The 13,266-nt window shown below is 43.7% G+C and carries 10 protein-coding genes; 2 read left to right on the top strand and 8 right to left on the bottom strand.

Features of this window, described 5'->3' with window-relative positions:
- Window positions 1–2,373: a purple acid phosphatase family protein gene (locus OCU48_RS15190; RefSeq protein ID WP_141344656.1), complete on the top strand. Its 2,373-nt coding sequence runs from the start codon at window positions 1–3 to the stop codon at window positions 2,371–2,373.
- A 64-nt stretch (window positions 2,374–2,437) separates the two neighbouring features.
- Here the strand turns inward: OCU48_RS15190 and OCU48_RS15185 are convergent, their stop codons facing one another.
- The 3 genes from OCU48_RS15185 to OCU48_RS15175 form a co-directional block, all read right to left on the bottom strand.
- Complete coding sequence (locus OCU48_RS15185) at window positions 2,438–3,868, bottom strand: coniferyl aldehyde dehydrogenase (RefSeq protein WP_141344655.1); 1,431 nt, start codon at window positions 3,866–3,868, stop codon at window positions 2,438–2,440.
- A gap of 226 nt (window positions 3,869–4,094) precedes the next feature.
- A complete protein-coding gene (locus tag OCU48_RS15180; RefSeq protein WP_141344654.1) occupies window positions 4,095–5,693 on the bottom strand; it encodes an isocitrate lyase in 1,599 nt (532 codons plus the stop codon).
- Window positions 5,694–5,751: 58 nt separating this feature from the next.
- Window positions 5,752–7,917 carry a malate synthase G gene (locus OCU48_RS15175; RefSeq protein WP_141344653.1) on the bottom strand — a complete coding sequence of 722 codons (2,166 nt, stop codon included), beginning with the start codon at window positions 7,915–7,917 and terminating at the stop codon, window positions 5,752–5,754.
- A gap of 170 nt (window positions 7,918–8,087) precedes the next feature.
- Here OCU48_RS15175 and OCU48_RS15170 point away from each other — a divergent pair, with 170 nt between their 5' ends.
- Window positions 8,088–9,641: a DUF3612 domain-containing protein gene (locus tag OCU48_RS15170; RefSeq protein ID WP_141344652.1), complete on the top strand. Its 1,554-nt coding sequence runs from the start codon at window positions 8,088–8,090 to the stop codon at window positions 9,639–9,641.
- Window positions 9,642–9,679: 38 nt separating this feature from the next.
- Here OCU48_RS15170 and OCU48_RS15165 read toward each other — a convergent pair whose 3' ends face one another.
- The 5 genes from OCU48_RS15165 to OCU48_RS15145 form a co-directional block, all read right to left on the bottom strand.
- Window positions 9,680–10,027 carry a hypothetical protein gene (locus tag OCU48_RS15165; protein ID WP_141344651.1) on the bottom strand — a complete coding sequence of 116 codons (348 nt, stop codon included), beginning with the start codon at window positions 10,025–10,027 and terminating at the stop codon, window positions 9,680–9,682.
- 175 nt (window positions 10,028–10,202) lie between these two features.
- Window positions 10,203–10,820 carry a thiamine phosphate synthase gene (gene thiE, locus OCU48_RS15160; protein WP_141344650.1) on the bottom strand — a complete coding sequence of 206 codons (618 nt, stop codon included), beginning with the start codon at window positions 10,818–10,820 and terminating at the stop codon, window positions 10,203–10,205.
- A gap of 10 nt (window positions 10,821–10,830) precedes the next feature.
- Entirely contained in the window at window positions 10,831–11,622 is a 792-nt protein-coding gene (gene thiM, locus OCU48_RS15155) for a hydroxyethylthiazole kinase (protein ID WP_141344649.1), read from the bottom strand.
- A gap of 11 nt (window positions 11,623–11,633) precedes the next feature.
- Window positions 11,634–12,299: a thiaminase II gene (tenA, locus tag OCU48_RS15150; RefSeq protein WP_141344648.1), complete on the bottom strand. Its 666-nt coding sequence runs from the start codon at window positions 12,297–12,299 to the stop codon at window positions 11,634–11,636.
- Between the two features lie 9 nt (window positions 12,300–12,308).
- Window positions 12,309–13,262 (bottom strand): ABC transporter substrate-binding protein, encoded by a 954-nt coding sequence (locus OCU48_RS15145; protein WP_141344647.1) that lies wholly within the window; start codon window positions 13,260–13,262, stop codon window positions 12,309–12,311.
- Window positions 13,263–13,266: the final 4 nt, after the last annotated feature.

Below are 13,266 nucleotides of genomic sequence, written 5' to 3'. Positions count from 1 at the left end.
ATGAGAAAGTCGCTTTTATATAGCGCAATGATCGCGTTGCCACTGCTTGCTGGTTGTAATTCTTCTAGTAGCGACAATAAACCAACCGACCCAGGTAACCCTGTGCATCCTATAGAGGGTGTTTATGATCGAGAAGGGCCTATCGCGAATTTTCTTGCGACCCCATACCTTCAGCATCCAGCAACGGACGGAATGACTGTAATGTTTGAGCCAGAGTCTCTTACTACTACAGACTCCGTCGTTTATTACCGTGAGCAGGGTAATGAGGGTCCGTATAAACCCATGGTCAGTAGCAGCAGAGATTACGATGACCTTGGTTTAGTTCAACTTGCTCGTGTTGAAGGTCTTAAAAGTGACACCAAATATGACTACTTTGTGCGCACTACGGACGGTGACTCGAAGATCTATAACTTCCGTACCTGGCCAACTTCTTCAGATATCGCAAACAACAGAGAGTACACCTTTGTAGCCATGTCTGACACTCATGCCAGTGATCGTGATCGTTGGGGAGAAGGCCTGACCGGTCTTAGTGACATCTACGAAAACGGTATTATCCGTAACGAGTGTCTAGGTGATGTTTCTACCTGTAATGACCTAATCTCAGGCATCATGGTAGCGGGTGACTTAGTTTACGCCACTAACGTACGTAAAGCTTATCGCGACTTCTTTAATTCTTCTCACGAGCTTGCTGCCTACGTCCCTGTTCTACCAACTCCTGGTAACCACGAGCACGATGGCGGAAATATCGAAGGTTACGATATCTATCTTGATTGGCCTGCTCAGATGGGTTGGGATAAAGCTCGCTACACCTATTCACTTGATTTCTTGAACCTCCGTATGTTCTTTTTCGACAGTTTCGTTAAGACAGATGGTGGTCAGGAATATCAGTATGACTGGACTAAGCAAGAGCTTGAACACACGGTACACGATGGCAATATCGATTATGTACTAGGTATCACCCACGCACCATGTAAGTCTTCTATGTGGCTAAGCGGGGAATCATGGAAAGCGTGTGAGTTTGTAGATTTGCTACAAGAATACTCTGCAAATTCGGGTAAGCTATCAGGGCATATGTTTGGCCATACCCACTCATATACTCGTGGGAATGACAAAAACACTCCGCACGTAGCCCTGAATGTTGCTACATCTGTCGGTCGTTTAGACCACTTCGCAGAGTTTGCTCAGTACGACTACGATACAGTCGCTCTATCTAACGATGAAAATGGCTATAACATCTTCACTATGACTGCTGAAGGTGACAAACAAATCACCATGACACGCCGCACTGGTGGTAGCTTCTATCGCGGATTTGAACCTGATTTCCCAGAATATGAAACGCAGGTATATCGAGTTCACTATGGTCCAAGCCAACCTGTCATCGAAAGCATTAGTTTCACTGACCCTGGCGTTCTGTCCATGAATGCATCATCATTCGATGGACAACCAGAAACTGAACATTATGAAACACACTGGCAACTTTCTAGCACAGCTGATTTCAATGAAGATGTGAACGATATTTGGGGTAACACCACACGAGCATACAACTGGTGGTACAACGAAGAAGACTTCTTAGACGAAGATGGAAATCGTGTAGTGACTGAGTGTAATCCTTACGCTGACAAAGACGAAGAGTGTGCTGAAGACCGCAAACATACCTACCCTGTTGATACTCAAGAAGGTGTTGATATCACCTCTTACGAAACAGTATCTAGTGCTGTTCCGGGTAGCACAATCTACGCTCGTGTTCGATATCGTGACAACAACCTAAACTGGTCTGAATGGTCTCCAGTAGAAGACCTAGTGTATGTAGGAGTAGCAACCGATAACCTAGTCATCAACGGCGATGCGGAAGCAGGTAACGAAGAGGGTTGGGATCACTATCCTAAAGCAGAAGATCCGACATGGAACGCACTTCGTTCCTTAGAGCGTGGCGCTTGTGGTATCCCAGACTCAAACGGAAATCGTGTTTTCCAACTTGGAAACCTTGGTGATGATAGTTGTAACGGGTATGGTGTTGGCTTCGGTGGTGTCGCCTCTCAAACAATCAGTGCCATCAATAGTCTAGATGGTTACACAGGTGTTGAGCCTCTCTATGTAACCTATTCTTCTTACATGATGAACTGGGGGGGGGCTAACGATGACCCTATCTGGATGTATGTAGAGTTCCTTGATGAGAATGAAAATATCATCAGTAAAACCGATAACATCAAAGCAAATTCATCGAAGAAACTCACCAAGTACATGGATGCAGCTTTAGCACCAACCGGAACCCACCACGTGCGCATCGTGATGGAGTCGGAGCATCAAGCTGGTACAGATACGGACGCTCAGTTCGACGACGTTGAGCTTGTTCTATCTATGCCCGAACTTTAATAAGGATCTCGGTAAATAATATAAACTGCCCTCTATAGTTAGATACTAGTTATTGAGGGCCTTTTTATTTTCCAAACACCTTTTTCATCACTGATAACGTAGATTTACGATACTTCATCAGCAAACGAGTTCTCGGCAACCAGCTAGGTGTATGTAGCACTGTACGCGCGTGGCTAAAGGTTCTAAACCCTTCTTCACCGTGGTAATGACCAATGCCTGAATGCCCTATTCCACCGAACGGTGCATCTTCGGCAGCTACGTGGAAGATAGTGTCGTTAATACACACTCCGCCAGAGTGCGTGTTGTTGAGTACATAATCAATGCACTGACTGTCATCGCTCATAATGTAGAGCGCTAATGGTCGTTCTCTATCATTAACGTACTCAACCGCTTGTTCTACTTTTTCATAAGTAATAATCGGCAGGATCGGGCCAAAGATTTCCTCTTTCATTATGTCTAAGTCATCACTTGGGTTAAACACAAGGTGAGGCAGTATCTGGTAACCATTCTCGGAATTGTCATTCTCGGCAACTGGTACAACGCGAACCGACTCTTGATCCCGAGCCTGCTCAAGATAAGACTGTAAACGTCGATACTGGGTGCCATTAATGATATGGCTAAACTGAGTTAAATCTTTACCGAAATAGTCATTGAAACGCTTAATAAATAGTTCCGCGAATTCGTCTGCACGCTCTTGCTCAATTAACACATAGTCAGGGGCCACACAGATCTGTCCAGCATTGACACATTTACCAAACAGAACCACATCAACAATCTTTTCTAATTGTGCATCTGGCGCAATAATTACCGGCGATTTACCGCCTAGCTCTAGAGTAACCGGGGTCAGATTTTTCGCAGCTGCTTGTGCGACTAATCGCCCAACCTGGGTTGAACCAGTAAATAACAAATGATCAAAACGCAATGAGCTAAAAGATCTCGCTATTTCTGCTCCACCTTGTACTACGAACACCTCTTCATCGATAACCGATAGGATATTTTCAATCACTTCATTGGTATTTGGTGTGAATTCACTGAGTTTAAGCATCGCCTTATTACCCGCAGCAATGGCTGTCGCAACAGGCGATAAACTAAGAATAATTGGGAAATTCCATGGAGAAATAATCCCCACCACACCAACAGGTTGATACTCAACTCTTAATTTTGATGGCATTAGCATTAATCCAGCATGACGCTTTGAAGGGCGCGCCCACTTGCTTAGATTTTTAACCGTATATTTAATATGATTAATGGTAGGAATAATGTCAGTTAGCACCGAATCAAAATCAGACCGAAAACCAAAATCTTTCGAAAGTGCTGCTATCAGCTGTTTCTCGTGATCAACAATTGATTGCTTGAGTAATAAAAGGCGTTGCTTTCTAAGTTCGATACTTGGGGAAGGTTCTTGCGAGTAACCTGACTTGAGTTGTTCCAGTTTCAGAGTAAGGTCATCGCTTTTCTTAATGATGTCATCCGAAACTAAATTAAGTTGCCCCATATTAAGGTGTTCCTATCTTTTTGCTAACTGTAAGTGATTATTACGGGGATTGTAGGGCATTAGAGTCAAAGTCACTAATCTTTGTGATCACAGATTTGCATTTAGTTTGCATATCTATGAGAGGAAGCTCTCATTATTAGACACCTATCTTTTTACTGTAAAAAAGGCCAGAGCATAGAGCTCTGACCCAGTCACTACCTCGAATTTACCTAGGCTTCTAGTACCCTTAAGCAAATTGATTCATAGTATTATTGTCGCCCGAAGCCTTAAGTGCTTGGTCTCCGGAGAAATACTCTTTATGATCATCACCAATATTGGAACCAGACATATCTTGATGTTTAACAGACGCAAGTCCCTGACGAATCTCTTTGCGCTGAACCCCCTTAACATACGCCAGCATACCTAATTCACCGAAGTAATCTTTAGCGAGATTATCTGTAGACAGCGCAGCGGTATGGTACGTTGGCAGTGTAATCAAGTGGTGAAAAATTCCCGCATCACGAGCCGCATCTTGCTGGAAGTTCTGGATCTTAATATCTGCTTCTCGTGCCAATTCAGACTCGTCATAAACGCTGTTCATTAACTTCTCACGCTCATAAGCCGATACATCTTGACCTTGCTCTTTCCACATATCAAATACTTGCTGACGGAAGTTCAGAGTCCAATTAAATGACGGGCTGTTGTTGTAAACAAGCTTCGCATTTGGCACGACTTCACGGATACGATTGACCATGCCAGCAATTTGTTGAACATGAGGCTTCTCGGTTTCAATCCAAAGAAGGTCAGCGCCATTTTGCAGTGAAGTGATACAATCTAGAACCACACGATCCTCTCCTGTATTAGGCTTAAAGCGAACCAATCCATTAGGTAGTCGTGTTGGTTTTATATACTTATCACCTTGCTTAATAGCCATCTCACCACTACCAAGATCTTCTAGCTTAGTAATTTCTTCGCCATCAATGAACGAATTGTACATATCCGCCAAATCCCCTTCTGACTGACTTACGGGTATTTTCTGTGTTAAACCTGCTCCCAGTGAGTCCGTACGAGCAACGATTACACCATCATCAACTCCAAGTTCGAGGAACGCATAACGAACCGCATTAATTTTTGCTAGGAAGTCTTCATGAGGTACGGTTACTTTACCGTCTTGGTGACCACACTGTTTTGCATCAGATACCTGGTTTTCAATTTGAATACAGCATGCACCCGCTTCAATCATTTTCTTCGCAAGAAGGTAGGTGGCCTCTTCGTTCCCAAAGCCGGCATCAATATCAGCAATGATAGGAACAACATGGGTTTCAAAATTATCAATCTGATTCTGAACAGATTGTGCTGTGACAGCGTCACCTGAACTGCGTGCTTGATCTAGGCTCTTGTAAAGGTGGTTAAGCTCACGGGCATCCGCTTGCTTCAAGAAAGTGTAGAGCTCTTCGATTAGCATAGGTACCGAGGTTTTCTCGTGCATAGATTGATCCGGTAGTGGGCCCAACTCTGAACGCATTGCCGCTACCATCCAACCCGAAAGGTATAGGTATCTACCTCTCGTCGTTTCAAAATGCTTCTTAACAGAAATCATTTTTTGTTGACCAATAAACCCATGCCAGCAACCCAAAGATTGAGTGTAGTTTTCACTGCTTTCATCATACGACTGCATATCTTCACGCATGATTTGTGCTGTGTAGCGAGCGATATCTAACCCACAATTAAATCGGTTCTGTAGTTTCATACGTGCTACGTATTCCGGATTAATTGCAGCCCACGTTTGACCGTTTTGATCAATAGTGCCCTTTGCTGTTTCGATTACTGATTTGTAGTTATCCATAATGTCCCTCTCTCAGTGATTTAGTAAGCAGTGCTTTAGTAACTAGTAAATGGGATTATCATTTTGCCTGTAGTCGATACTCATGAAGTAGTGGTTCTGTATAGCCATTTGGCTGCTCAGTTCCTTGGAATATAAGCGCCTTTGCACATTGGAATGCATGGCTGGTTTGGGTATTTGGCGTCATTGGGTAATAACCCGATGTTCCTTCGTTTTGCTGATCTACGGTTTCTGCCATTTGCTCAAGCACACTATTTACTTGCTGCTTTGTGCAGATGCCGTGTTTAAGCCAGTTCGCAATATGTTGGCTAGAGATACGTAGGGTTGCACGATCTTCCATCAAAGCAGTATTATTGATATCTGGCACCTTCGAGCACCCTACTCCCATCTCAATCCAGCGCACTACATAGCCTAAGATCCCTTGAATATTGTTCTCTAGTTCACGAACGATCTCTGTTTGAGTCAGTTCGTTCTCTTGCGCCATCAAAGGAATGGTTAACATGCCCTTTTTGTAGTCTTCACTATTTGCCGACAATCGCTGTTGTTGCTGCTTAACATCTATTTCTAGATAATGAAGGGCGTGCAAGGTCGCTGCGGTTGGAGAAGGAACCCAGGCCGTAGTTGCGCCCGCTTCTAGATGGCCTGTCTTTTGCTCCATCATCTGTGCCATTTCATCAGGCATCGCCCACATCCCTTTGCCAATCTGAGCTTTGCCCGACATACCGGTATTTAGGCCCGTTGAAACGTTGTTCTTCTCGTAAGCATCTATCCATATTTGGCTTTTAAGCTCTTGCTTAGGCAAGAAAGGACCCGCTTGCATACTGGTATGAATCTCGTCGCCGGTGCGGTCCAAGAAGCCCGTATTAATAAAGAACACTCTTGATTTGGCCGCGCGAATACACTCTTTAAGGTTTAATGAAGTGCGACGCTCCTCATCCATAATGCCAATCTTGATGGTGTTAGGTTCTAGGTCGAGCATACGCTCTACTCGGCTAAACAATTCACATGAAAAAGCGACTTCTTCAGGGCCGTGCATTTTAGGTTTCACAATATAAATACTGCCTGTGCGACTGTTTTTCATTCGACACAATTCGGGATTTTTAATCTCTACCGCCGCGATAAGTGCCGTTACTACAGCATCGATGATGCCTTCCGGTGCTTGCTCACCCTCTGACAGTGTTATCAGGTCGCTCGTCATTAGGTGGCCAACATTACGTACAAGCAGTAGTGAACGCCCATGCAGGTTGTAGTCCTCGCCGTTTCGCCCGGTGTAGCTTTTGTCACCTTCAAGGCGGCGGATCTGCGTTGCTCCATTTTTTTCAAAAGAAGCGTGTAGCGAACCTGTCATTAAACCTAGCCAATTACGATATGCATCGATCTTGTCTTCACCGTCTACCGCTGCGATAGAATCCTCGAGATCCATAATGGTCGATACCGCTGATTCAACAATGATATCGTCAATATGAGATAGGTCATTTTTACCAATGATCCCTTGACGATTTATTATAATTTCAACGTGCAAGCCATTATTTTTCAGTAATATTGATGTAGGTTCACGCTCTGGATCGCTAGCACCTACAAACTGCTTTGGCTGCTTTAAACCGGTATGCGTTCCATCAGGGAAGTGAGCCATTAGGCCGTTAAAATAGATGGTGTAGCTCTCTACATCATGATGTGAGCCTTGATCTAGTGGGAATACTCGGTCAAGAAAATCCTTAGCATAAGCAATTACGTGCTTGCCACGCGCTGGATTGTATTTCTTGCCTGCTTTCATTCCAGGTTCGGTTTGCGGAATTACATCCGTTCCGTATAGAGCGTCATACAAGCTTCCCCAGCGCGCATTCGCAGCATTAAGTGCGAAACGAGCATTCTTGATAGGAACTACAAGCTGAGGTCCAGCAATCGTAGCAATCTCTTGGTCGACATTTTCTGTCTCTATTGAAAAGTCTTCCCCTTCTGTTTGTAAATAACCAATCTCTTTTAAAAACGTTCTGTACTGCTCGGCATTAAATGAACGATGTGTTTCGTGGAACTGATCAATTTGCTGCTGCATTTGAGAGCGAGTCTCTAGTAGCGCTTGATTTATGGGAGTTAACTCAGTAACCAGTTGCGTAAAGTTGGTCCAAAACTCATCGACATTTAAACCGACAAGTGGCAGCACTTCAGTGTTAATAAACTGGCAAAAGCTCTGTTGTATCTGGCATTCCTTAGTCATTGGTAGATTCATGGCATCATTCCTCGTGATAGTCATTGAAGTGCTTTGTCACCTAGCTGCTGTTGCAAAGAGAAGAAGGCTTTTTGTTACTGGTGTCTAATTTCTTCTGTCTACATTTTTACTTTAACTAAATATTCACTAGAATTTCACAATTAAAATTACACAGTGTAAATTTTACAAATATGAAAACAAAAACCAGTTTGTTCAGACAGTCGCACTTTCTTGGTACCAAGATCCGAAACCTGCGTAAGAGAAATCACTTAACACTTGATGATCTCTCGTCTCGCTGCATAAAACTCAATCCGGAATCTGCACCATCGGTCTCATATCTATCCATGATTGAGCGTGGTAAAAGAGTACCCAGTGAAGATATGCTTGAGGTGATAGCCGATGTTTTTCAAAAACCAGTAAACTGGTTTCTAGATGACGCTAAAGAGCAAAGTGAGATTGTTCCTGAAAAAGGTACAAGAGGTGGAGTCATGGGCATGGCACTAGAGCCTAGCTTTTTGTTTTCAAAGGAAATATTACAGATCGCTATACCTGAGATGCTGGCGCAAACCGGTACTACAGGAAGGCAATTTGCCCACTTACTTATTCGTGCCCATCAAGAGCATAATCAAAACCATTTCCCCGACCTTGAACGTGCTGCAGAAGAAATAGGCCAAAAACGAATGCCATTGGCCGTGGATGACCTTTTTGAGATTTGTGCAGATATTGGGCTAAAAATAAAGTGGTTCAAAGAGCTTCCAGAAACGGTTATCGAAGCAAGCGGAGATAAGAAACAACGTGTCGCTCGTTCCTACTTTGAAGCACCTAACATATTGCATATCAACAACATCCTAAAAAATGATCCTATCAGGCTTAAATATGACATTGCGGTAAATATCGGTCATATGGTGCTGCACCAAGGTGATGGTGAAAAGAGTAAGCTCATGTCTGACAGCAAGCCAAGCTACGGTGTTAGGGATGAGAAACAGCAAGGGGGTTCTGTAGAATTAGACTCCACAAAAATACTGCACGCATGGAGAGACTTTGAATGTTCATTCTTTGCTGGAGCCCTGCTCTGCCCTAAAGTTCCTTTCAGACAACTGCTAGATAGAAATGGTTACGACATTAGCGTGTGTAAGCTAGCCGGCGTATCTGAATCCATTGCTATGCGACGCATGACAGCAGTATCACCTTATCCTCACTGGCATTATTTTGACGCGTATCATCCAGGTACATTAAAGGCCGTATATAGAGGCAATGGTATCCCACTACCATGGGGCAATATGAAAATGGTAGAAGACCCTTGCCAGCACTGGGCAGTATTTCGTATGACTACCAAGGATAAAGATTTCAACGTCAGTGTCGCGCAAATCTCTATCTTGATGCAAAACGATGTGCCTCATATCTACTGTTGTGAATCGGTCAAGGTCCAAGATTTCGCAGGTAACTCACACGTATTGTGCAGTGGTGTGGACCTTAATCCAGCAATCCAAGCTCAAGGATTTGATGCGATAGACGTTGCAGAAAGATTGAAACAGTCTTGTATAGAGAACGGCGGTACAGGCCCTATTCCAAGGGATATCAAAGAACTTCTGTTAACCGTTGGAAGAATCTTAAATATTAACTGGATAGAGAGAGGAATGGAAAACAGAGCAAGACTTATCTGCTCTCGCGGGTCAGTTTGTCCAAGACAGCCTCAGTGTGAACGTCGCACTAAGGCTGAATCAGTTGAGATCACACAACGGTGATGGCTGATGTTCCATATCATTATTCACGTTAACTCTGTTTATAGGTTGTTTTTATGTGCGTCACGGTTCTTTTGCTTGAGGTGAAATTTAGGCAATGAATCAACGTCTGCTGAGAAGCCAATTGAACCTGCAGGATCGTGATCGGAAGCATCAATGTTATCTTTTTTAGCCGGCTCACCTTCTAGTTTCTCATCTTTATTCGCTTTGGTTTTGTGAAAGCTAAAGTTAGGTAGGGAATCTGGCGTAGCAGACAAACCAATTGAGCCAGGCATTTCATCTTTTGACAGGTCGATAACTTGCTGATCTTGAGTGTTAGCGGCAAAAACAGTTGATGAAACAAAAAGTGAAGCCAACAGTAGAAGGCCAGTGCGTTTATTGAGGGTCATGTCTTTTCTCCAAGTGGTTTAATCAATCAACAGGCACATATTAATCGGCTATTGATAAACAACTAACTCTCACTTGGCGGACGAAACCCGTCAAAGTTTTAGGGTGGGCAAAAAACAAAAAAACCGCTGACCTTCAATAAAAGATCAACGGGATTTGATATTAAATAAGTAATAACTAGCTGCGCATCTTACTAAGAAGATCTTTGCTTGCCTGAGTTGGATCGCTTGCCGCAGAGATGGCAGAAACCAAAGCGATACCATCAACTCCGGTACCAACCACACTTTTAATATTAGAGTCGTTAATACCACCAATTGCCACCAAAGGTTTATTCGACAGCTTAACAGCCTTTGTTAAACTCTCTATTCCCCAATGTTTCACGGTGTTAGTCTTAGTCGGAGTCGCAAAAATAGCGCTAACCCCCAAATAATCGACTGCAAAAGATTGTGCTTCAAGTAACTGCTCTTCACTCTCGACTGACAAACCTAACAGCTTGTCGTCGCCAAGCAGTCGTCTTGCATCTTCTACCGACATATCAGACTGCCCTAAATGAACCCCACATGCATCTACAGCGAGCGCAACATCAACACGGTCGTTAATGATAAGTGGCACACCACTCTCCTGCATGACTGATTTTACGGCTTTTGCTCTTTCAATAAACGCACGTACATCGCCATGCTTTTCTCGAATTTGCACCATAGTCACACCACCAGCGATAGCTTTTTTAACCACTGTACAAAGCGTTTCTATGTCTTGCTGATCATCAGTAACAAAGTAGAGTTCATAAGGGTTCATGAATTTGTCCTTATACTTGCTGTAACTTTAAGCGCGATAATACCGTTTCAACATCTAGCTGATACAAGGTATCTAATAAGTTCATTTGAAGAGAGCCAGGACCTGCTGATTTTTCAGCAGCAATTTCACCTGCTACGCCCAAGATAGCAGTAGCAGCCAAACCTGTTACTTCACCAACAGCGGCAAAAGCGCCAGTAAGTGCAGTGTGCGAACATCCCATTCCAGTAACATAAGGCATCATCTCATCGCCATTATCCAACTTATAAGTTGCTTCTCTCGTTACCACATAATCACTCGAACCGGAAATAACCACACTAGCGCCGTATTGCTCTACGCAATATTTAGCGGCATTCACAGCTGAATCACTGCTATCGAGCGCATCTACGCCCTTCGATTGAGCTTGCTCACCTGCCAAGGCGATAATTTCAGAGGCATTGCCGCGAATAATAAGCTTATCCGCTTGCTCCGCAATCTGGCGAGAAACTTCTGTACGAAGTGTACTGGCACCACAGCCAACGGGATCAAGGATAACGGTTTTGCCATTGATGTTTGCCTGCTCTACAGCAAACAACATACGTGGGATCCAAACACTGTCCAACGTGCCAATGTTAATCACTAAACTACCAGCAAAGCTCATCATCTCTGACATTTCTTGAGCTGAATGCGCCATGATAGGAGAAGCGCCAATAGCTAACAAAGCGTTTGCCGTGTTGTTCATCACTACATAATTAGTGACGTTTACCACCAATGGTTTGCTATCACGAAGTGTTTGCAGACTTTGAGCGATTTGTTGTTTATCCATTATTTCAAATCCTATTTAACGGCATTAAAGCCTTGTTCCCAGAAAGCGATTTCCATACGGGTTGCGGTTCTAAATACTTCGATTAGTTCTTTGCCTCGAGTACTCTCTAAAGGAATATCAGCAATCAACTGATCAAGATTTTCAATACACTTCACCACGCCTTGCTGAAACTCTTCCCCCGAATACATTTCAAGCCAACTGCGATATGGATTGCCTTCCAGTTTTGTTGTTGCGCGTTTAGCGAGATTATCACCAATCACACCGTAGCCGATTGCACACGGTGCCAAAGCGGCGTAAAGATCAATAAGATCACCCGCATTTCCGGTATCCAGTACATAGCGTGTATAAGCCACTGTACCAAAATCTTCGGTTTCTGCTTCCATCTCTTGTTCGCTAATGCCCCACTTCTCACAAAACTCAATGTGATGGCCAATCTCAGAATCAAGCAGGTTATGCAAACTTGGCAGTGCATTGCGCATTTGCGAAAGATTCTTCGCTTTATAAATAGCAAGCGCATACGCGCGAGTGTATTGCTTCAAAAACAAGAAATCTTGCTTGAGATAGTGAAGAAATACCTCATGTTGCAAGGTGCCATTCGCAAGCTGATGAACAAAGTCATGCTCTATATAGCCATTCCACTCTTGCTGACAAGCTTCAATTAATTGCTGGGTATTCATGTTGTTACCTTAAAACGTTGGCAAGTATTTAGCGCTGTTTGGAACGCTATTAATGATTTTATTTTCAAACATAAATTGTGCGTAATTATCGTAACGTTGACGATCTACTGCCGCTGGTCGCAAAGCAAAACGAGTTAACGTATCTTCCCACGCACGGCGGTTTAGTTCGTTATCCAAAGTGTCTGGATTATATGCTACGAACTCTTTCCATGCTTGCTCTGGGTGATTCACGATATATTGAGTTGCTAATTCGATCGCTGAGTTGAAACGCTTTAATGCCTCAGCATCATAGCTGTTTGCATTAGCTACAAACACCAACTCGTCATAAGCAGGTACACCATGCTCTTCTGGGAAGAATGCTTTAGCTTTGAAGCCCTCTAGTGCTAGCTGATTGGTTTCAAAGTTGCGTAATCCGCCCCAGATTGCATCAACCTTTCCCGAGGCCACCGATGACGAAAGTGCCCAACCTACATTAATGATTTCTACATCAGAGAATTTAAGGCCAGCAGAGCGCAGCATAGTGCCGATTGTTGCTTCTTCATTACCCGCAATCGCAATACCCACCTTTTTGCCTTTCAGGTCAGCAACAGAGTTGATCTTGCCATTATCTATCACCATTAGAGTGTTAAGCGGTGTAGAGATGAGAGTACCACTGCGAATTAACGGCAGTCCTGCGGCCACATCAATGGTCAATGTTGGTTGGTACGATACCGCGAGATCAATCTTATTAGCCGCCACTAGTTTCGCAGGAACACTGGGATCAGCTGGCTCTTGGATATTTACCTTCAAGCCTTGAGCCTCAAACAAACCGCGTTCTTGAGCAATAACAATAGGTCCATGGTTTGGATTAACAAACCAATCAAGCATTAGGGTCAGTTCTGTTTGTTTGGCTTGCAATAGGGGGCTGAGCAAAAGAGTTGAACTGGCAAGCAATGTAAACAGCTTCGAAGTAAATCGTTTCATGGGG

This window comes from Vibrio inusitatus, assembly GCA_024346935.1.
In the GTDB taxonomy this organism is placed as follows: domain Bacteria; phylum Pseudomonadota; class Gammaproteobacteria; order Enterobacterales; family Vibrionaceae; genus Vibrio; species Vibrio inusitatus.
This window is presented reverse-complemented; position numbering and strand designations above follow the sequence as displayed.